The sequence below is a fragment of the Nitrosomonas communis genome, assembly GCF_900114745.1.
GTDB classification, from domain to species: Bacteria; Pseudomonadota; Gammaproteobacteria; order Burkholderiales; family Nitrosomonadaceae; genus Nitrosomonas; species Nitrosomonas communis_A.
In genome coordinates this window covers 109,663-130,568 of the sequence record NZ_FOUB01000002.1, presented here as the reverse complement: position 1 = coordinate 130,568, position 20,906 = coordinate 109,663, and the positions used below count along the sequence as shown (strand labels likewise).

At 46.1% G+C, this 20,906-nt stretch carries 18 protein-coding genes; 5 read left to right on the top strand and 13 right to left on the bottom strand.

The window, feature by feature from the left end; all coding sequences use genetic code 11:
• Window positions 1-1,588: 1,588 nt before the first annotated feature.
• Both BM122_RS01565 and BM122_RS01560 read left to right on the top strand, forming a co-directional pair.
• A complete protein-coding gene (locus tag BM122_RS01565) occupies window positions 1,589-2,542 on the top strand; it encodes a DmsE family decaheme c-type cytochrome (protein ID WP_218151960.1) in 954 nt (317 codons plus the stop codon).
• 20 nt (window positions 2,543-2,562) lie between these two features.
• Entirely contained in the window at window positions 2,563-4,653 is a 2,091-nt protein-coding gene (locus BM122_RS01560) for an MtrB/PioB family decaheme-associated outer membrane protein (protein ID WP_074903038.1), read from the top strand.
• Window positions 4,654-4,719: 66 nt separating this feature from the next.
• Here the strand turns inward: BM122_RS01560 and BM122_RS01555 are convergent, their stop codons facing one another.
• Window positions 4,720-5,568: a c-type cytochrome gene (locus BM122_RS01555; protein ID WP_256211827.1), complete on the bottom strand. Its 849-nt coding sequence runs from the start codon at window positions 5,566-5,568 to the stop codon at window positions 4,720-4,722.
• A gap of 190 nt (window positions 5,569-5,758) precedes the next feature.
• Here BM122_RS01555 and BM122_RS01550 point away from each other — a divergent pair, with 190 nt between their 5' ends.
• The gene (locus BM122_RS01550; RefSeq protein ID WP_074903034.1) at window positions 5,759-6,250 is read left to right on the top strand and encodes a PEP-CTERM sorting domain-containing protein; all 492 of its coding nucleotides are present in this window, start codon (window positions 5,759-5,761) and stop codon (window positions 6,248-6,250) included.
• Between the two features lie 317 nt (window positions 6,251-6,567).
• Here the strand turns inward: BM122_RS01550 and BM122_RS01545 are convergent, their stop codons facing one another.
• The 12 genes from BM122_RS01545 to BM122_RS01505 form a co-directional block, all read right to left on the bottom strand.
• On the bottom strand, window positions 6,568-6,771 hold the full coding sequence (locus BM122_RS01545) for a hypothetical protein (RefSeq protein WP_074903032.1): 204 nt from the start codon (window positions 6,769-6,771) through the stop codon (window positions 6,568-6,570).
• Between the two features lie 597 nt (window positions 6,772-7,368).
• Entirely contained in the window at window positions 7,369-7,491 is a 123-nt protein-coding gene (locus BM122_RS24735; protein WP_256211826.1) for a hypothetical protein, read from the bottom strand.
• 38 nt (window positions 7,492-7,529) lie between these two features.
• The gene (locus BM122_RS01535) at window positions 7,530-7,826 is read right to left on the bottom strand and encodes a GIY-YIG nuclease family protein (protein WP_074903109.1); all 297 of its coding nucleotides are present in this window, start codon (window positions 7,824-7,826) and stop codon (window positions 7,530-7,532) included.
• A 1,174-nt stretch (window positions 7,827-9,000) separates the two neighbouring features.
• A complete protein-coding gene (locus BM122_RS25785; protein WP_083398272.1) occupies window positions 9,001-9,303 on the bottom strand; it encodes a restriction endonuclease subunit S in 303 nt (100 codons plus the stop codon).
• Window positions 9,304-9,451: 148 nt separating this feature from the next.
• Window positions 9,452-9,796, bottom strand: coding sequence for an N-6 DNA methylase (locus BM122_RS23940; RefSeq protein WP_218151959.1), 345 nt, complete (start codon window positions 9,794-9,796; stop codon window positions 9,452-9,454).
• A complete protein-coding gene (locus BM122_RS24725) occupies window positions 9,790-10,122 on the bottom strand; it encodes an N-6 DNA methylase (RefSeq protein WP_371264876.1) in 333 nt (110 codons plus the stop codon). The genes BM122_RS23940 and BM122_RS24725 overlap by 7 nt, the downstream gene beginning before the upstream one ends.
• A gap of 46 nt (window positions 10,123-10,168) precedes the next feature.
• On the bottom strand, window positions 10,169-10,855 hold the full coding sequence (locus tag BM122_RS23930) for an N-6 DNA methylase (protein ID WP_218151957.1): 687 nt from the start codon (window positions 10,853-10,855) through the stop codon (window positions 10,169-10,171).
• Between the two features lie 230 nt (window positions 10,856-11,085).
• Window positions 11,086-12,351 (bottom strand): type I restriction enzyme subunit R domain-containing protein, encoded by a 1,266-nt coding sequence (locus BM122_RS23925; RefSeq protein ID WP_218151956.1) that lies wholly within the window; start codon window positions 12,349-12,351, stop codon window positions 11,086-11,088.
• Window positions 12,352-12,375: 24 nt separating this feature from the next.
• Window positions 12,376-13,212: a DEAD/DEAH box helicase family protein gene (locus BM122_RS23920; RefSeq protein ID WP_256211823.1), complete on the bottom strand. Its 837-nt coding sequence runs from the start codon at window positions 13,210-13,212 to the stop codon at window positions 12,376-12,378.
• Window position 13,213: 1 nt separating this feature from the next.
• Complete coding sequence (locus BM122_RS23915) at window positions 13,214-14,155, bottom strand: type I restriction endonuclease (RefSeq protein ID WP_218151955.1); 942 nt, start codon at window positions 14,153-14,155, stop codon at window positions 13,214-13,216.
• 196 nt (window positions 14,156-14,351) lie between these two features.
• Window positions 14,352-14,816 carry a single-stranded DNA-binding protein gene (ssb, locus tag BM122_RS01510; RefSeq protein WP_074903026.1) on the bottom strand — a complete coding sequence of 155 codons (465 nt, stop codon included), beginning with the start codon at window positions 14,814-14,816 and terminating at the stop codon, window positions 14,352-14,354.
• Window positions 14,817-16,175, bottom strand: coding sequence for an MFS transporter (locus tag BM122_RS01505; protein WP_074903025.1), 1,359 nt, complete (start codon window positions 16,173-16,175; stop codon window positions 14,817-14,819).
• 93 nt (window positions 16,176-16,268) lie between these two features.
• Here BM122_RS01505 and uvrA point away from each other — a divergent pair, with 93 nt between their 5' ends.
• A complete protein-coding gene (gene uvrA, locus BM122_RS01500) occupies window positions 16,269-19,121 on the top strand; it encodes an excinuclease ABC subunit UvrA (RefSeq protein WP_074903023.1) in 2,853 nt (950 codons plus the stop codon).
• Complete coding sequence (locus tag BM122_RS01495) at window positions 19,118-20,389, top strand: glycerate kinase type-2 family protein (RefSeq protein ID WP_074903021.1); 1,272 nt, start codon at window positions 19,118-19,120, stop codon at window positions 20,387-20,389. Before uvrA ends, BM122_RS01495 begins: the two co-directional genes overlap by 4 nt.
• The last annotated feature ends 517 nt before the right edge of the window (window positions 20,390-20,906 follow it).

The window sequence follows — 20,906 nt, the reverse complement described above, 5'->3', positions numbered from 1 at the left end:
CATGCCTATACCAACCATTACTTTGATACGATTCTTACTGATCATTTGTGCAACGCTGTTTATTACTCCCATCAAACAGGCAGTCAGTGCTTCGCCGTCCCTCTTTTACACTATTCTGCCCTTAAACATTAGCAAAAAAATTGCCTGAGTCGTGCATACACAACGATTGCTTCTGAAGTAACAGGACAAATCCTTCAGCGCGCAGATGATGTTGCGCTAATCAACAACGATTATAACCTAGCCGTACATTGCCGGCGAACAAGTGATAAAAAGAGTTTCGTCACCATCATTGTCACCCACCAATCGAGTTTCCAGGAAGCCAAAGGGCTTGCCTTGAGTATTCAGCACGCAATGGAAACTGGTTCCCTCAGATGAGTCTGTTAACTGAAAAATTTTAGAATAATAAATTGATGGGATTGTACTGGTTAGTGGGTTTTACCGTTGTATCGTTCTCATTCCATTTCTAAATCAAAACTGACTTTGTCGGCTTCACCTTGCCGTATTATTTATACTGTTGTGGCTCACCTTCGCGCCATTTTTGATTTGGAAATGGAATAAGATAAACCATTGTTTGTGCCAACACCTTCACTCCGGCCTCCCAGCCCACAAACATATCTATACTAAAAACCGCAACTGGACAAGGTATAGCGTTCAATGATCCGATTGTACATATGCATTGAGGCCACAGATCTGTCCCTACTATGATTGCGAAAAGGTGTTTCTCTAGTCATGACATTAGCCTTTCCCTTAAGTGATCAACTGCGATTGCCAGGCTCATTTATCAGTAGCAGATTCCCCCCTCAAGAATTTTTCATTATTTCTATTTACATCTCATTTACGTCTCTAATTAGAGACAAATTATTTCACGTAAAAACAGATAGTTATAGAGTTTATATAAGATATATTAATAAATTGGCGACAATTTATTAATAATCTTTTACTCATATTTTTAATAAATAATTGAATATATTATACAAAATATAATGGCACGGATATTGCTTATAAAAACATAAATAATAATTATTATTAATTGTTTTTTGATTTATATCAAAGCACTGTAACTGATAATTATTAATAATTACTTCTTAATTTTTTAATCCTGCTTATCAGTATCAACAACAAAAAAATCAATAACCTCTAGGGTTGATTCCGGTATTGGATGGTGATTTCGCTAAATCAAGTTTTTGGAAGTTTTATCTTAATTTTTAAATTTTAGGTATGAAGCATTAGTAAATATTCTCAAATTGCGAGCAGTATCAGCTTATCTATGGTGCTAGCAACGCCGGCATTTACAGATACCAATTAATTATCAACTCATTCAAGTGCAGTCAAAAGTCTCCTACTATTGAAGCATTACGCCTACTCAACGTTATTGCCACATATTTATTTCAGTAGTTAGAAGCTTTTCTGGCCACCTCAGGGTTTAAAAAGCATACCTTTTTTACCTTTACAAATTTATAACCCTGTTGAGGTGAGAAACCTCACAGATAAAGACTGCCTTTAAAAGTAAATTAATTTTTTCTAGCGGTTGTGCTTAACCCCCACACAAGAAATATCAATCTTATTTAATTTAATGAGGGCTTGGTTCATGTCAAATGATTTAAAGAAATTAAACTCCATGATGTTACGGTTACTGATGTTAGTTCTCTTGCTATGCATTATGCCAAATGCAATGGCGCAGGAAGAAGATGATTCTGAGGAAGACTCACCAGACATCGTTCTCCGGGGTGATGGAAAATGCACAAAATGCCATGATGAGACCAGCGATTATCCTGTGTTTGCCATTGGCAAAACCAAACATGGGACTGTAGCTGATAGTCGCACTCCAACCTGTACAAGCTGTCATGGAGAAAGTGATCAGCATATAAATAACGAGGAAACGATGCCGCCAATGCCATCACGTACCTTTGGGAAAAATTCGACAACTCCTATTTTGGAGAGAAATCAGGCATGTTTGGACTGTCACCAAGGAGGTAAGCGCATGAATTGGATAGGCAGTGCTCATGCGAACCGAGATATAGCTTGCACTTCTTGTCATCAGATTCATACTGACCGCGATAGAGTCCGTGACAAAATGACTCAATCAGAAACATGTTTTGCCTGCCATAAGGAGCAACGCGCCCAGATTAACCGTCCTTCCCGTCATCCCATTCGCGAAGGAAAAGTGGTGTGCTCAGACTGTCACAACCCGCATGGCTCAGCTGGACCAAGCATGACAGTACGCGATAGCGTGAATGAAACTTGCTTTACTTGCCACATGGAAAAGCGCGGACCCTTTATTTATAACCATCCACCCGCCCAGGAAAATTGTGCAATCTGCCATAACCCGCACGGTACTACAGCACCTAACTTGCTCAAAGTGCGTTCCCCTTTCCTGTGCCAGGAATGTCATGAACCCAATACTCACCAGAGTTCCCTCGGAACGATCACAGGAGCTTATGCGAGAAACACACTCGCGAGAGGTTGCATGAACTGCCACACCAACATTCATGGCAGCAATAATCCAGAAAATGTTCGCAATGAAGGCCTCTTTCAACGCTAGTCAACAGGAAAAACAGCAACATGAAATTACCTTTTTCTTTTCAGATCAAAGTTGCCGCTACCTTGCTGATCATAGCTAGCTCGGTTTGGGCAGAACAAGATGAGAATATTAAACGGCTAACTAAACCGCAGAGCACTATTAATTTTGGTGCAGGCTATCTATTCAATGATAATGCTCGTTTTGGTCAATTTAATGGCTTACGTGACGATGGTTTTTACGGTATTTTCAATCTTGACATAGTGAGGAGAAATGACGATACCGGCACTTGGTTTAAGCTACAAGGTCGTAACCTGGGTTTCAAGAACCGGGATATCCGGCTTGAACATAGTAGACAGGGTAATTGGGGCTACTTTTTTGAATTCAGCCAGACACCACGGTATGAACCCTTCACAGCCAATACTGCAGTTGGAGGCATCGGCAGCTCCGAACTTCAAGTTCCTACTACTCCTACTGCGGGCGGCCCTGAGCACCTTAAAACCGAACGAGAATCCTTTGCGTTTGGTATCAATAAATTCCTTCCCGCAAATTTGGAACTGCAACTCCATTTCAAGAATGAAGATAAAGATGGCGCCCGCATATTCGGACGAGGCAATCGGCTAGGTCCTCCTGGACCTACTGCAGTAGGTGGTTATGAATTCCTTCCTGAGCCTATTAATTACACTACGCGTATATTTGGAGCAACCCTCAATTACAACGGTAAAGATCTCCAGCTATCCGGAGGATACTATGGAACACTTTTTGAAAACAAAAATAAAGCCTTGACCACTACTGGCGGCAGCAGTGTAGGCGGAATTTTTGCACCTGGCTTATTTACTCCCATCGCACTGCCACCCGACAATCAAGCCCACCAGGCGTTTTTGTCTGGTGGGTATTCGTTTAACCCCCATACACGGGGCACATTCAAAGCTTCCTATACAATAGCAAGCCAAACAGATGGCTTTTTTCCAACCCAGCTTGCAGCTCCTGGCGCTCCCAGTAATCTGCATGGCAAGGTGGACACCACATTAGTGCAAGCGGCCCTTACTTCTCGACCGTTATCCAAACTTAACTTACTGGCAAATTTCCGCTATGAAGATCGTGAGGATAAAACGCCTGTTTTTCTTTACAACCCGAACGCATTTAATGTTGATTTAAATGGAAATCGCTGGACTGGATTTAACACCCCACGTTCTTTCAGGACCTTTACCAATAAATTTGAGGCGAGCTACGCATTGCCAATGAATTTGCGCCTGATTGGTGGTATTGATTATGAGCACTGGGATCGGACGGGAACACCTCAAACAACAGGCCATCGAAATAGTACCGACGAACTATCCGGTCGCGTAGAATTAAGGCGTAGCTTGGCAGAAACTTTGACAGGAACTATTTCATATATACACAGTGACCGCTGGGGTTCACATTTTTTAACCCAAACCACAGCAACAGGTCAACCATTCTTTAACCTGATCGCGCCGATTAATCTCGCTGATCGCAATCGGGACAAAGTGCGGTTATTACTTAATTGGGAGCCTTTTGAGCCTCTATCCGTGCAAGCCGCGGTAGACCACTCATGGGACGATTATAATGGCGACCGTAATAACTCAGGCTTTGGTATGCAAAAAGGTATAGCACGAAACTACTCGCTGGATGCTGTTTACACATTTTCTGAGAATTTGCAAGCAAATGCATGGTTCTCACGGAACGAGACACAAATTGATCAAGCTTCCAGAACACCTGCCCCGCGCGTGCCTTGGTCTGTTAAGCTGGAAAATTTGAGTACTTCATTTGGTGTTGGTATAAATGGTAAACCCCATGAGAAACTCGATATCGGCACCAACATTACCTACTCTGAAATTACTGACAAGTTTAAACAATCAATCGTTGAAGTTGATTGTTGCCCTGGTAATACACCTGTACCCGATATTAAATTCAAGCAAGGCAGATGGAATTTATTTGCAAGATATGCCTTACAAAAGAATCTGGGCCTTCGCCTGGATTATATTCTGGATTATTTTAGAACGAACGAGTGGACCTGGAGCGGGTGGACTTATACCGATGGCACGCGCTTAATTCAGGATCAAAACCAGTGGGTCAATTTCCTCGGTATTTCTGCCTACATAAATTGGCAATAATTCAGCACAGAAAGGAAACTGACCGGCTGGATTAACCTGCTGACTGGAGAGTTCCGGAGTGACAAGTTATGGGATTGTGGTGGGGAGGTGTTTTACCGTACTTATCGCTTTCAGATAAGCGATAAGCTCCTCTATCACCTTTTCCCGTGCTGGAATCTCAGCTGCCAATGGCAGCATGGTCGCGTTATAGCGAATACTGGATGGATCATCAATCCAGCGTTTCAGATATTCTGGCTTGATGTACTCGGTCACACTAAGCGGATAATTTAATTCAGGCGCCTTGCCGCCACCTTGACCATTGATGGTATGACAGGCAATGCAGTACTTGCGAAAATGGAGAAAGCCTTGCTGTACTTGCTGAGATGCATTGGCTGGCGGAAAAAGCGCTGGAAAACGGTCAGAAAAAGAGGCCAGTTCAACCTCTTTTATCTGGTAAGGCATGTCGACTGCCCCTTCTTCGCGTAATTCAGTTGACTTCAGATTATCCCATACCAGGTATAGCGGCCCCAATTCAACCGTTCCATTATTCTGCAAGACGTTTTCCAGCATAAACGGTGAATCATCTGCACTAGCAAAAGCAAAATAGGCATCGTATGCAAGAAACTTTGCTACGGGAATGCTTGGCTGGTAACCGTCTGCACAGAGAAAAACAATCTCTTCTGCCTCTCTCCAGTTTTTACCAAAAACATGATCAAAAAGTGACCGTGCTGAATAAACTTGATAAGTACGCATTCTTTTTTCATGTGGCTCATAAATTTTGAGAAAGCGCTCAGATGCAATCGCTGTGAATTCTTCCAAATCCAGGATTCGAACGATCTCGCCCTTGTTTTTAAATTCAATCCTCGTGTTAATCGCACTGCCTTGAGCAAATGCCGAGTTGGTTAAACCTATCATCACGTACACAACAACAATCATGAATCCGCAATCCCAAAGATTTCTCATTTTTTGTTCTACCTCATGATTTAAGTTAAGCTACCTATCATCTACTCTTCTGACAGATTTAGACCAAAGTACAATGTACGTCGGTACGATGGTCGCATAACGAGGAATTAGCCACAATGTCTCCCATTGTTTAATCGTATAACCGCAAAGGAGTATTTCAGCTATGGCACCTCTAGAAACCCTGCTTAAATCTTTTTCACTCACCTTGGTTTTAACATTTGCCAGTCCTAGTGTGCAGGCAATCCCGCTCACCACAAGTGTAACAATTGGCAACACACTGCAGAGTGATGCCAATCCGAGAGAAGGTATCGAATTGAATCTTATCACTGAGAGTGGCGATACTTCGATCTCAACAGCTAATCCAACTAAATTTGCCCATTTGGAAGCTGGAAATAATAATGATTTCTTTACTTTCCTCAATAGTTCCAGTTCGAAGGGATTAAGTACAATTTATCATTTCAACCTATCAAATGCGAATGTTAGCGCTTTCTCTAGTCGCTCTTCCTTTGATGACCACCTCACTCTAAACCCGAGTGGCGCAGCAGTCGAGAAACCAACTCCAGCAGCGACTAGTCCTGAACCTGGCGTGCTCGCTCTTGTTGGTATCGGTTTGCTCGGTTTCCTTGGAATAGGACGACACCGGGATTATTATTGATCAGCAAATGATATCTTTAGATACCTAATTTATTGGGACTAACTGATTTTCTTGTACACGCTCTTTTGACAAACACATCGAAAGATGTATCTATAAATGCTTAAAAAGAAGACAACTGATTGTGAAAACTGCTAGCTGAACAAAATTTGATAAAACCGAACGAGAACGCCGTCGATTGGCTTCATTCAAATGAGCTAAGTTCAATGAATGAAAACGGTTACGCGCACTTTACCGCACCTACACCTGTTAAAAAGGCATGCTGTTTTTTCTCACTTAGCAAATTTCTTCATCAGCTTGCCTAATACTATAGCCCTAAATCAAACTCCTCTATATCCTCTTTTATCTTGCGCTAACGCTTTCAGCTGATCAGTTACCTCTTCCCTATCCCGCGAAAGCGCATCTCTGATCAGAACGGTAAGCCTGTCGAAATCAGAAGGCGATAAGCAATTCAGAGCCTCAGCAGTGAGCTCCTGCTTAAAATGATCTACCACTTGATTTGCAATTTTTTGAATACCATTCATATGAATTTACCTTTAACAGGAAATTTTATAGAAAGCTTATTATTCAAGCTAGAATTATATTACAAGCTGCGCCTCCGCCTGGTGCATGGTGCCTGGTAATCGACAGCATGATTTATAAAGGCCCGAACCTCCGACCTACGCCGGCATGACAATACTATGGCATATTATGTAATCGATACCAGCATATTGCCAACTCCATGGTTTCATGTAGCTCAACCCATACGAGCGTATGGATACCCTATTTCTGGTAAACCCCTTGACGACATTGTACTTATGCTCCCAAACACGTTTGATGAGGTTAGATGTCACATCAGTATACAAAGTACCATTTCTGTGGCTAGCTAATTCCATTTCTAAATCAAAACTGACTTTGTCGGCTTCACCTTGCCGTATTATTTATACTGTCTGCGGTTCGCCTTCGCGTCGTTTTTGATTTGGAAATGGAATAATATGTAGACACAAGGTTGCATAGTTCAGTCACTGCGCTGGATTCCGGCATACGCCGGAATGACGGCACTATAGCGCGCATCGTGCAATTGATACCGGTTGGTTGATTTTACATCACGTGTCCTTGTCATTTGCTATACAGGCTTCTTCTTAAAAGTGAGTGCTATTGATCAGTCTTGGCGTCTCTTGAGTGATCGGATGGATCGCGTCACCAACCCGGAGAAGATCAATAATGAGATCGAATTCACAGTATAGCGCCAATTCTTCGCTCATCCGTCATTCCGGCGCAGGCTGGAATCCAGTCGCAACAATTACAAAATCTCGGAATACAAATCCCGCCATGCAGGGTTTTGTTGTTCGATCAGCTTCAGTTTCCAGTCACGTTTCCACTCCTTGATCGCTTTTTCGCGACGGATTGCCGACTCCATGGTTTCATGCAGTTCAAACCATACGAGCATATGAACACCGTATTTCTGGGTAAATCCCTGGACGACATTATTCTTGTGCTCCCAAATGCGTTTGACGAGGTTGGATGTCACACCCACATACAAGGTGCCGTTTCTACGGATAGCCAACAGGTAAACACAAGGCTGCATAAGTTCAGTCACTGCGCTGGATTCCGACTTACGCCGGAATGGCGGCATCTATAGCGTGCATCGTATAATTGATCTGGCTGGTTGACTTTATATCACGCGTTCTCGTCATCTTGCTATACAGACTTCTTCTTAAAAGTGGGTGCTATCGATCAGTCTTGGCTGTCTCTTGAGTGAGCGGGTTCGTCGCGTCACCAGCCCGGAGAATATCAATAACGAGATCGAATTCACAGTATAGCGCCAATTCTTCGCTCATCCGTCATTCCGGCGTAGGCCGGAATCCAGTCACAACAGTTACAAAATCTTGCAATACAAATCTCGGCTTGCGATAGGCCACCACTAGGTCTTTGAGGGTAAGATTTTGCCAGCCGATAAACTCTGCCTGATAGCTAATGCTCATTCCATTACTGATTGAACCGTGACTTAGCCGTTCACAAGCATCGGAAGGAGCCAGTCGCGTAGAGATGTCAATTCGGTATTTGCACGCTGATTTACGATTACTTGCTTCAATACATGCTCTACTATTTGTCCGAATAATTCAACAATTTCTCTATTAAATGGCTGAAGAAATCGCATCATGACATTTGGATTCACGCGCTTGTGGCTATTGGATGTACCAGTGGCAGATTGTGTGCAATGCACAATGAATTGTGGGGACGTCGCAATATGATACAAGAAATTATTTATTCCGGTACTGGGGCTTCTCCAGACAACAAATTCTGTAGAGCAAATCTGATCTTCTTCATCCATTGCATATATGACGCGGTTAAACCACGGATTAAGCTTTGAAACCAAAAGATCGGTTTCTTTCACTTTGAATTTATTGCTACCAATCGTTCTGCCTTGTTCTATGCCATAGATATTCGTCTCATCGAAAACAGGAATGCTAAAGTACTTAAACGCCTTGTCAGGAGTATCGGCTGGATTGAGAGAGTCATTGCTGACATTGGTAATCGATGACAAAGGCTTAGCCGACCACCCCGCCGGTATTTCGCGTTTTAGGGTTGGGTTGTAGACCATTTTGCCGCCAAAGGATTTGTAGGGCTTGCCGTTGGCATCGGGCTTACCCTTCCTTCGGCACTGCTCAGGGCATGAAGCGAAGTCGAAGGGCTTGCCCTGAGCGAAGTCGAAGGGAAAGTCAAACTGCACAAACCAGTAGTCGTATAAGGTCTTTACCATTGCTTCCAGTTCAGCGTTGATGCGATTGTTGAGTTCGATTTTGGTGTCGAGAGCGAGAAGTATGGAAGCAATTTTTTTGTTCCTTAGGTACGGGAACATTAATACTGGTTGGATAAATAAAGTTTCTGTTAAGAGAGGGCTGCGCACTACCAGAATTAAACTGATTAAAATTAAAGTTCTCGAGAAGGTAATAAGCAAAATAGGCATCATTGTCTTTAAAATCCGTCACAAACATTGCTGTGTTGTGTGGCCAGACATCTTTCATCACAAGGTGAATTTGACCAAAAGAGCCACCACTTCGACCGACAACAATCCCCGGAGCATTAGCTAGCGCTTTATTATGGAAACCATTCTATTCAGCAGCTCCTATTACTGGAACATTTCCTGCTTCACGTTCATCCGAAGTTAAATCATACTCTCTTTGCAGAGAAAGAAATTCACCCAGGGTTTGACGTCTCTAATTAGTCATACCTCAACCCCGCCAACTGCTTTTTAATCTTTGCTTCCAGTTCCCGCGACTGGCTAAATAAACTCTCCAAATTGTCATTAAACATTTTTATTTTCTCGGCAAACTGCTCCGGCGTAATGTCCACATATTCAATCTTGACATCGAAATACTGACCCGCGCTGAGCGAATAATTCTTGGCGGCGATTTGCTCATAAGTGACCACCACCGAAAAATCCGCTTCCTGCCGATGGCCGTTGAACACATCGATAATGCGCTGCTCCTCTGCCATCGTCAGTACCGTTTTCTGGTTTTTACCGTCCTTGATTTTTTCGCCGAGACTAGATGCATCGATCAGCACCACATCGCCTTATTGCTGGCATCGATAAACAGAATCGACATATTGGTGCCAGTGGTCGCGAAGATGTTGCTCGGCATCGACACCACCCCTGCCAGCATTTTGTGTTTGACCAAGTGTTCGCGGATGCCTTTGTCGATGTCGGCCTGGGCGGTGATAAATCCGGTCGGTACCACCACCGCCGCCTTGCCGCCGGGCTTGAGCGTTGAGCGAAGTAATGATGTGCTGCAGGAACAACTGGTAGATTTCCATCTTGTCCGTGGCCTTGGCTTTGACCTTCGGAATGCCAGCAAAGAATCGCTCCTTACTGGTCTTGGTGTCCAGTTCATCGCGGTAATCGCTGAAATCCATCTTGAATGGTGGATTGGAAACGATTTAATCGAAACGCTTCAGCTCGTTGCCATCCTTATGGTACAGGTACAGCAGGGTATTGCCCTGAATCACGTTGGGGATGGAGTGCACCAGGTTGTTCAGGACCAGATTGAGGCGCAGCAAGTTGGACAACTTTTGCGAAATGTCCTGAGTGTATGTGCTGCAACGATTTTCGCCGATGGCATGGGCCACGTTCATCAATAGCGTACCGGAACCGGCGGACGGATCATAGCAACTGACGTTTTTGATTTTGCCTTGCTGTTCCTTGGGTACCAGAATTGCCGCCATGATGCGGGCGACCGCATGCGGCGTATAGTATTCCACGTATTTGCCGCCGCTGTTGCTGTTATAGTCCTTGATCAGGTATTCGAAAATCGTGGCGTAGAAGTCGAATTTTTGGTTGAAGATGCGCTCGAACCTGAACTCCACTAGTTTGTTGATGATCGCGCGGCAGAAGGCATTGCGTTTGAATTCCTCGGCGATGTATTGGCTCAGCCGGTCGAACAGCACCACCTTGGCGCCGCCGTCAGTCTTGACCGCGAACACGTCGTTGTTACTGATGGCGATATCCATCAAGGTATCATCGAACAGCTTGGCGAAATCCGGCGCGTTCTGCTGGCTGAACAGGTAGCTGATGAAATGGGTCGGTTTCAACCGCGCGATATCCGCTCCCATTTGCAATTGCAGCATTGTTAGATCACCCTCGCTCAGCGCAGCCAGGGCTTCTTCCCATTTCTTCGCTGTGGCGATGGATGGGTCGATTTACTTGGCTTCAAACGCGAATTTGTCGTTTAAAAACTTGTACAAAAAGGTTTGGGTGATGATTTTGAATTCGTTGCCATCGTTGCCCAGGCCATAGTTGGCGCAGGTACTTTTCAGGCTGTCGATCAGGGTTTTGGTTTTTTGTTGGAACTACAGTTCTACCACGCACCTGCTCCGATATTAAATTCTTTCAAATATTCCGCGACGACCAAATGATTGATATAGCGCGAGGCGTCGGGATTGAGTTTGATTTGTTGGTGTTTCATAAAGCGGTGGATGACCAGCGGCATCATGACCCGCTTGAAATAACTTTCATTGCCGAGAATCTGTGTGTTTTGCGATACTTGCTCGTCAGCATCCTGTTTCACTCCGCTGAGAACCTCGAAGATTTTGCGCTCCGAGTCAGAAATACTGCCATGTTCGATTAGCCGTTTATGAATGCGAGTATATTTGGCGTCGCCCTGATATTTCTGGCGCAGCTGGTCGTCCTGGCGATTAAGCTCTTTGATGCGCTCATGAATCTTATTCAGGGCATCGATGTTGGCATTCATCTCTTCTTGAGTGACTTCGGACAAATTCTTTTTCTTGAACAGGCGTTCCAGTTCTTCCTTCAACGTAACGAACTTGGGGTCTTGCTGGTCAAAATTGCTGGCCAGCGTTTCGCGGGTACGGCGCTGGGTGTTCTTCAGCTTATCGGCCAGCACCAGTTCTTTTTCACCGATTTTGGTGAACTTGAAGATCACCTCTTCCAGCGCCACATTCAATAAGTTAGCGGTATCGGTGCCTTGCTCGAGGGTTTCTTTAAGATTGAGCAAGTCCAAATGGTTACTGGTTTCCCGATACAGCAGATTGAGTTTTTGGAAATCCAGCCGTTCCAAATAAGCATATTCCCCCTGCAAGCGGATCAAATTGTACAGATTCTTGGCGTCGGCCAACACTTTTTTCAGCGCCAGTACGCTCTCTCGGTCTTGTAGTTCGCTGAGCTGCTGCGAAAACACTTCGGCGTTTTCGATGTTAAAACGGAACAGCACGTTCTTGACATGTTCAATCTCAGTGAAGATTTCCTCCTGCGATTTGAACAGCTTGGAGTAATGCTCCATCTCATCGCCAAGCTCGGCTTGCAGTTCGTCAAAATAAGCCTTATTGGTCGCATCAAACTCCTGGCGAATGTCGGCAAAATCCACTACATAGCCATAGTGGAAGTCTTTATAGGTGCTGTTGACCCGCGTCAAGGCTTGCAGCAGATTGTGTTTGCGGATTACGCGGCCCAGGTAAAGCTTTTTCAAGCGCTTGGCATCAAAGCCGGTGAGCAGCATATTGTAGACAAACAGGAAGTCGATTTTGCCTGCTTTGAACTCCTCTACCCAGTCTTTGCGCGCCTCCTTGGCGCCGACATCGTGCAAAATCAAAGCCGCGGATGTCACTCGATTGCTCTGTTTGCGCTGGAATCAATAAGCACTTTCTGGTTGGGCTGCTTTCGAATAGGGAAGGTCATTGTCATTAACTTGTTCTACTGCCGGCATGGGGCCTTTGGCATACTTCGCGTTGAAAATTTCAAACATCTGTTTAGCTTGTTCCGAGCTGTCACAGATTACCATGCCACCAATGCTGGCATCATTGAGTGCGCCACGGCTTTTTTCGAAGTCAGCGACGATGTAATCAAGCATCGGCTCAACAAAGGTGGGATGAGCATAGACCAATTTTTTGTCGATGCCGCTTTGTTGCACTTCGACTTCTGCCAGTGCCTGTTGTAGCGTGATTTTGTAATGGGTCGCGATTTGTTCCCGGATCAACCGTAAGGTGTAACCGTCGGCAATAGACGCGTTATAGTAATACTTGTGGATATAGTCGCCGAATAGTACGCGTGAGTTGTAGTCATCACCTAGGAGTGGCGTACCGGTCAGGCCAATTTTGATCGCGTTGCGATCTGATTGATCCAGATTGGCCAGGAAGCTGCCTTTAGGATTGTAGCTGCGGTGCACTTCATCCAGAAAGTAAACGCGCTGAATGGCGATATCGTAGTCTTTGGTAGATACGACATCAGGATCGTCTTTGAATGTTTGGATGTTGACCACCGTGATCTCCGGCTTGCCGGAGTGGTTGTGGATGACTTGCGTGACTTTGATGTTCCGGCTGAGTGTTTCACGCGAGTCAATCGTGTACACAGTCAAGCCGCGGCTGGTGAATTCGCGATTCGCCTGAATCAGCAGGTCGAGCCGGTCAACGATGAAATAAAATTTGGCGATGATGTGCCGGTACTGGAAGTAATCGGTTAAAAAGCGCACGTTATAGTAGGCGAGCGCAGTTTTGTCGCTGCCCTGCGTGTGGCCAGATAATAACTTTTCTGCCTCGGTCGTTCAGCTTGCGTTCAATGGCTTTGGTAGCGAATAACTGTGGATACCGCATGATGTGCTTTTGCAAGCCGTCGGTTTCAAACACGTAAGCCAAGGCATAACGCAAAACGAAAGCCAGTCGCTCGTGACTCAACAATGAGGTGCTGATACGGTTGGTCGGCCGGTGGGGATCTTTATTGGTGATGAACTCGGGATTGCTGCGAATGACTTCCAGGTTGTTATCTTTCAGCACGTTCAGTTCGGTTTCATCTGATAATGGCTTGAGTAAGGCCGTGAGATTCAAGATTTCTTCTTCGCGGAAATAGTTGAGCTTGGGTTCTTGGTAAGACGGGCTGGCATAGAATGCGCCTTGAATGGGCTGAACTTCACCATCATCGTACTCCATGTTGTTGGAGAAGATCATGAACTGGGTGATGTTTACAAAACGCCTGAATTTGGAATTTTGGAAACGTTTATTGATCCGGTCGCGCTCCGCCAGCATGCCCTCGCGGTTATGGGGCTTTTTAACCTCGATAAACACCAGCGGCATGCCGTTGACGAGCAGGATAATATCGAGTCTGAACTCCTCGTCGCCGTTTTGGTAAGTGAGTTCGGTAACGACATGCAAGCTGTTGTTGTTAAAATTCTCAAAGTCGATCATCTTGATGCCTGAGCGGGCGGTGAGTTTCTCGTGGAAAGCTCTGCCTAAATCCTCATTATCTAACGCCAGTTTCACATCTTCCAGCAAGCGGTCAATATTGGTCTCTTCCAGGTCAGGGTTGATCTTGCCAATCGCGGTTTTGAATAGTGCTGAAAATATATTGGTTTCCAGGTCCCAATGCTGGTCTTTAAGCGACAAGTATGGGTAACCCAGACGAACTAAATGTAATTCCATTTCTAAATCAAAACTGACTTTGTCGGCTTCACCTTGCCGTATTATTTATACTGTCTGCGGTTCGCCTTCGCGTCATTTTTGATTTGGAAATGGAATTAGAGGGGTAATGACTTATCTCTATAAAATGTCAACAATAAAAAAACCCAGATAAGAAACACTCTGGGTTTTTGGGTTACTAAAATACTTTTGGTGTATTCTAAAACGGAATATCGTCTTCCAGGTCGTCAAAACCGCTACCTGTCTTATTATAGTTGGCAGGTTTATTAGCGTAGCTCGCACTGTTATTGTATTCACCTTCTCTGTCAGCAGATTCGAAGCTGGCACCTGCTGCGCGACCACCCAACATTTGCATACGATCAGCGACGATCTCAGTGGTATATCGCTCAATATTAGATTTATCCGTCCATTTACGTGTCTGCAAGCGACCTTCGATATAAACCTGAGAGCCCTTTTTGAGATATTCACCCGCAATCTCAGCTTGTTTGCCAAACATCACCACACGATGCCATTCGGTTCGCTCTTGCTTGTCTCCACCTTTATCTTTCCAGGTATCGGTGGTGGCAATATTCAAATTGGCCATGGCGTCACCGCTTGGCATATATCGTACTTCCGGATCCCGTCCCAGGTTTCCAATTAAGATAACTTTATTAATTGATGCCATTTATGCACTCCCCTTTAATAATTGGACAACTTTTTCTTCATCAAACCCTTTGAGGTCGACTTTTAGATAGGCGACCTGCTCATTGGCCAATACCAGCGCTTCATAAACGCCGGGCAATGCTGCCAGTTCATGCGACAGTCCACTGGCTTGAGCCGCATCCATCTGTTCAACATGATACATTTTGGAGCGCACTGCTGCAGGTGCTTTCATGGTAGCTGCCAGATACAACCAGGTAATCAGCAACAATGCGCAGAAGGCAGCAATCGCATATATGCCGTAATGCTGATAAAAATAACCACCTACGCTTGCGCCAACAAATGCACCCAGAAACTGGGTACTGCTGTAGACTCCAATGGCAGTTCCTTTGGCGCCAACTGGTGCGATCTTTGAAATGAGCGAAGGCAAGCTGGCTTCCAGCAGGTTAAAGGCAGTAAAAAACACCAGTAGCGCCACTGCGGTTCCCCATAAGGATTGATGCATGAGCGCCAGTAAGATCTGCCCTGCCAGTAGCAGAACGACTGCGGCAACGAAGATGGGTTTGAGTTTGGCTTTCTTTTCTCCATAGATAATAGCAGGAACCATCAGTACAACCGATAAAATCAGTACCGGCAGATAAATCTGCCAATGTTGCTCCGCCGCCAACCCCGCATCACGTAGTGATAGTGGCACAACCAGCCAAAGCGCCATCAATACTGCATGTAACGCAAAAATACCATAGTTCAGGCGCAGTAATTGCGGATCATGCAGAACATCGGCAAAGCGTCCGGTGGATACTTCCGTATCGGAATGAAAACGGCTGATGATAGGATCAGGGACCATTTTGTTAACAACAACAATCGCCGCGATCGCCAAAATACCTGTCATGATGAAAATACCCGGTACGCCGATCCATTGGTTCAGCAAAGGCGCAAGCATCAGTGAAAGTGCAAAGGTAGCACCAATAGTCATACCGATCATGGCCATGGCTTTGGTACGGTGCTCTTCGCGAGTCAGATCAGCGGCAAGCGCCATAACTGCCGCAGAAATAGCGCCTGCACCTTGAATGATGCGACCGGCAATGACCCAATAAATGTCCACGGCAGTAGCGGCCATTAAACTGCCGATGGCGAATAGCACTAGCCCCATATAAATAACAGGCTTACGTCCGATGCGGTCAGACATCCAGCCAAACGGGATTTGCAAGATCGCCTGGGTCAGTCCGTAAGCACCCAGTGCGATCCCCACCAGCGTGAAGTTATCACCACCGGGAAGATGTTCTGCAAATAGCGCAAAAACGGGCAAAATAATGAATAATCCAAACATGCGCAATCCATAAACACCGGCCAGGCCGATGGAGGCGCGCATTTCTACCGGAGACATTTTTTCGGAAGTTGATAATGCAGACATGAATCAGATTGTGAGAAAACTGGAAAATTAGGTATATTAGCAGGTTGACCCATACTTAGGTAGCTGATGGAACTGATTAAAATTCGCGGGGCACGCACCCATAATCTCAAAAATATCAATATCGACATCCCACGCAATAAACTCGTGGTGATTACCGGCTTATCTGGTTCAGGTAAATCTTCGCTCGCATTTGACACACTGTATGCGGAAGGACAGCGCCGCTATGTCGAATCGCTATCCGCCTATGCCCGGCAGTTTCTGCAACTGATGGAAAAACCCGATGTCGACCTGATCGAGGGACTATCCCCTGCCATTGCCATCGAACAGAAAGCCACTTCACATAATCCACGCTCAACGGTCGGAACCGTCACCGAAATCCATGATTACTTACGCTTGCTATTTGCGCGCGTGGGCGAGCCACAGTGCCCGGAGCACGGCATTACCCTGTCCGCCCAGAGTGTCTCGCAAATGGTGGACCAGGCACTGCTATTGCCGGAAGGCACCAAACTGATGATACTGGCGCCGAGCGTAGTCGGACGCAAAGGAGAGCAACTCGATCTATTCGACGAACTGCGTGCGCAAGGATTTGTGCGCGTGCGGCTCGATGGAGAAACGTATGAAATCGACAATCTGCCAAAACTGGAAAAAAACAAGAAGCATACCATCGAAGTAGTCATTGACCGGTTGAAGATCTCACCTGATGCCAAGCAGCGATTGGCAGAATCGTTTGAGACCGCCTTGCGCCATGCTGATGGCCGCGCCTTGGCCGTAGAAATGGAAAGCGGCAAGGAGCATCTGTTTTCTGCCAAATTCAGTTGCCCAGTATGCAACTATGCCTTATCAGAGCTGGAACCCCGCTTGTTCTCCTTCAATAACCCGGTCGGCGCCTGTCCCAAATGTGATGGGCTGGGGCAGATTACCTTCTTTGATCCTGAGCGGATCGTTGCCTTCCCGCATTTGTCGCTTGCTTCCGGCGCAATCAAACATTGGGATCGGCGTAACCAGTTTTATTTCCAGATGCTGATGGCACTGGCCAGGCATTATGATTTTGATCTGGAAACGCCCTTCCAGCAATTGGACGAAAAAATCCAGCACATCATTCTGCATGGTTCCGGCAAGGAAAAAATTAAATTCTCCTACCTCAATGAAAGTGGTCGACCTTCTCAGCAAACACATGCTTTTGAGGGCGTCATTCCCAGTCTGACGCGCCGCTATAAGGAAACCGATTCACAAACCGTGCGCGAGGAATTGGCAAAATTCATCAACTCGCGCACTTGCCCGGATTGCGAAGGCACGCGCTTGTGCCGTGAAGCACGACATGTGCAGGTCAATGGAAAAGCTATCTATGAAATCAGCGCCTGGCCGCTCAAGCAAGCCAAGTTGTTTTTCGATCAGCTAACGCTGGCAGGACACAAACAGGCAATTGCGGAACGAATCATACAGGAAATCGCCAGCCGCCTGCAATTTCTCAACAATGTCGGACTCGATTATCTGTCGCTCGATCGCTCTGCTGACACCCTATCGGGCGGAGAATCCCAACGTATCCGCCTGGCGAGTCAAATTGGCTCTGGTCTAACAGGCGTGATGTATGTGCTGGATGAACCTTCGATTGGGCTGCATCAGCGCGACAATGGCCGCTTGCTAGAAACATTGCAGCATCTGCGCAATCTCGGCAATAGCGTGATCGTGGTAGAACATGATCAGGATGCCATTCAGCTGGCCGATCATGTGATCGATATGGGACCTGGCGCTGGTGAACATGGTGGCGACGTCATTGCGCAAGGCACCCCAGCAGACATTCAGCAAAATGCATCCTCGCTGACTGGTCGCTATCTTTCTGGCAAATTAGCTATCGAGGTGCCGCCAACGCGCACTTCCCCCAATCCTGAACGTATGCTGAGAATCACCGGCGCATCTGGCAACAATCTAAAGAATGCCGATCTCAACCTGCCTGTTGGCTTGCTGGTCTGTATTACCGGTGTGTCGGGTTCAGGCAAATCCACGCTGATCAATGACACGCTATATTGCGCTGTGGCGCGCCATCTCTATGGCAGCAGCACGGAGCCAGCGCCTTATCAAGAGCTTGAAGGCATGGCCTTTTTTGATAAGGTGATCAATATGGACCAGACACCGATTGGCCGCACCCCACGCTCTAATCCAGCTACCTATACTGGCTTGTTTACGCCGATTCGTGAACTATTTGCCGGTGTCCCGCAGGCACGTGAGCGTGGCTATAATCCTGGGCGTTTTTCGTTCAACGTCAAAGGAGGACGTTGCGAAGCCTGTCAGGGAGATGGTGTCATCAAGGTAGAAATGCATTTCTTGCCAGATATCTATGTCGCCTGCGACGTGTGTCATGGTAAGCGTTATAACCGTGAAACACTGGAGATCCAATACAAAGGCAAAAACATCTACGAGATCCTGCAAATGACCGTGGAAAATGCTTTTGCATTCTTTGAGTCCGTACCGGTGGTCGCGCGTAAACTGCAAACCTTACTTGATGTAGGATTGGGCTATATCACACTCGGACAATCGGCTACTACGCTTTCCGGCGGGGAAGCGCAGCGTGTAAAACTGTCGCTGGAACTGTCCAAGCGTGATACCGGCCGCACGCTTTATATCCTCGATGAGCCTACTACCGGCCTTCATTTCCAGGATATTGATCTCTTGCTAAAGGTGCTGCACCGGTTGCGTGACCATGGCAATACCGTTGTCGTGATTGAGCATAACCTCGATGTGATTAAGACAGCCGATTGGATCATCGATCTTGGGCCAGAAGGTGGCCATGGCGGCGGCCAGATCATTGCCGAAGGTACACCGGAAAATATCGCGCAAAATCCGGGAAGCGTCACCGGAGAATATTTGAAACCCATGCTTGTTGCAGCGAGTAAAAAGAAAAGCACAGAGGTCAGCGCTTGAGCCCACGCGAACTGTTGCTTAACAGTTTCCAGGCAGCACTAGATGCAGCTGACCCGCTAAAAATCGTCCCTGCTCATTTGCCGAGTCCGCCCAAAGGAAAGACTTTGGTGGTGGGGGCAGGCAAGGCTGCCGCAGCCATGGCGCAAGCAGTAGAGGCACATTGGCCCGTAGAAGCGAATTTAGAAGGCATTGTCATCACACGCTATGGTCACGGCCTGCCCACCCGGAAAATAGAAGTCATCGAAGCGGGTCATCCGTTACCTGACCAGCATGGTGAACTGGCCACACAGGCGATTCTGGCAAGCGTGCAGGCACTCAACGCCAACGATCTGCTGCTTGGTTTGTTCAGTGGTGGTGGCTCCAGCTTGTTATCGTTGCCGATTACAGGAGTCTCAATGGGTGAACTTAAGGATATCACTCGACAACTGCTGCTTTGCGGTGCATCGATCCAGGAAATCAATACAGTGCGCAAGCATCTATGCGCCGTTCTTGGTGGCAGACTGGCTGCCGCTTGCCGTGCGCCGATCCATTGCTTGATTATTTCTGATGTCACTGGAGACGAACCGACTCATATTGCCTCAGGCCCTTGTGCGCCTGATCCCACCACTTATGCCGACGCGCTCGCCGTTATCAAGCAATATGCGGTCCACGTTTCTCCTCATGTCATGAATATTCTGCAGGATAAAAGTCAGCATGGCGAAGCAGAAACTCCAAAACCGGGTGATCCCATTTTTAGAAATGTAAAAAATTGCGTCATTGCCACGGGGCACCAATCACTCGCAGCCGCCGAGTGTTTCTTTCGCACGCACAACATCACGCCGCTGATGCTGGGCGATACCGTCACCGGAGAAGCCAGGGAAGTGGCCAAAGTATATGCGGCCGTGGCAAAAGAAATCTGTCATTACGATAATCCGTTTAAACCACCCGTAGCATTAATCTCGGGTGGAGAAACCACTGTGACGGTCAAAGGCCATGGCCGAGGTGGACGTAATACCGAATTTTTACTATCGCTCGCCATTGCCTTGGATAGACTGAAACAAGTCTATGCGCTCGCCTGTGACACCGATGGCATCGACGGCACAGAACAAAACGCCGGAGCCATCCTCACTCCCGACTCGCTCATTCGTGCTTATCAACTTGGTCTCAATCCCAATGCCCTGCTAAATAACAACGATGCCTATAATTTTTTTGAACAACTCAATGACCTGCTCATCACTGGCCCTACTCGCATTAATGTGAATGACTATCGCGTGATTTTGATTTTATAGTGATTTTTTATCTATTTCGTGCCCGGTAATTTACTGATTCGACGAAATGAAGTGGCAACTTTATCCAGGATGATTCTATCGAAGATCTCATTCCATTTCTAAATGAAAACTGCCTTTGTCGGCTTCACCTTGCCGTATTATTTATACTGTCTGCGGCTCGCCTTCGCGTCGTTTTCGATTTGGAAATGGAATTATTAGTTGACCATTTTTTATACTTCGCAAAATATGATGTCAAATGAATATCCATTTTGCAGCTGCATATATGAAATTCTTAATCAAGTATATGACTTAGTCTCCACCTTCTCACAAAATAAAATAGATCCAATTTTTCCTCTCCAGCAGAATATTAAACAGATTCAAGTTTTTTAAGCCTCTGTCTTACTGTTCTTATTTTCCAAGCGATGAGGCCGCTTGCATAACTTTCATGAATCACTGCAGCCGCAAAATCAATTAAGTTTTTTCACCAAGTGCCGATAACTAAAGCAGATTTAATTGCAAAAATTAAACGAGTAAAGAA

Excerpts from the sequence above, each read along its gene's own strand:
- BM122_RS01565 (WP_218151960.1), top strand. The coding sequence starts at position 1,589 with ATGTCAAATGATTTAAAGAAATTAAACTCCATGATGTTACGGTTACTG.
- BM122_RS01560 (WP_074903038.1), top strand. The coding sequence starts at position 2,563 with ATGAAATTACCTTTTTCTTTTCAGATCAAAGTTGCCGCTACCTTGCTG.
- BM122_RS01555 (WP_256211827.1), bottom strand. The coding sequence starts at position 5,568 with ATGATTGTTGTTGTGTACGTGATGATAGGTTTAACCAACTCGGCATTT.
- BM122_RS01550 (WP_074903034.1), top strand. The coding sequence starts at position 5,759 with ATGGCACCTCTAGAAACCCTGCTTAAATCTTTTTCACTCACCTTGGTT.
- BM122_RS01545 (WP_074903032.1), bottom strand. The coding sequence starts at position 6,771 with ATGAATGGTATTCAAAAAATTGCAAATCAAGTGGTAGATCATTTTAAG.
- BM122_RS24735 (WP_256211826.1), bottom strand. The coding sequence starts at position 7,491 with ATGAGCGAAGAATTGGCGCTATACTGTGAATTCGATCTCATTATTGAT.
- BM122_RS24725 (WP_371264876.1), bottom strand. The coding sequence starts at position 10,122 with ATGAACTGGACACCAAGACCAGTAAGGAGCGATTCTTTGCTGGCATTC.
- BM122_RS23930 (WP_218151957.1), bottom strand. The coding sequence starts at position 10,855 with ATGCTGCAATTGCAAATGGGAGCGGATATCGCGCGGTTGAAACCGACC.
- BM122_RS23915 (WP_218151955.1), bottom strand. The coding sequence starts at position 14,155 with ATGGAATTACATTTAGTTCGTCTGGGTTACCCATACTTGTCGCTTAAA.
- ssb (WP_074903026.1), bottom strand. The coding sequence starts at position 14,816 with ATGGCATCAATTAATAAAGTTATCTTAATTGGAAACCTGGGACGGGAT.
- BM122_RS01505 (WP_074903025.1), bottom strand. The coding sequence starts at position 16,175 with ATGTCTCCGGTAGAAATGCGCGCCTCCATCGGCCTGGCCGGTGTTTAT.
- uvrA (WP_074903023.1), top strand. The coding sequence starts at position 16,269 with ATGGAACTGATTAAAATTCGCGGGGCACGCACCCATAATCTCAAAAAT.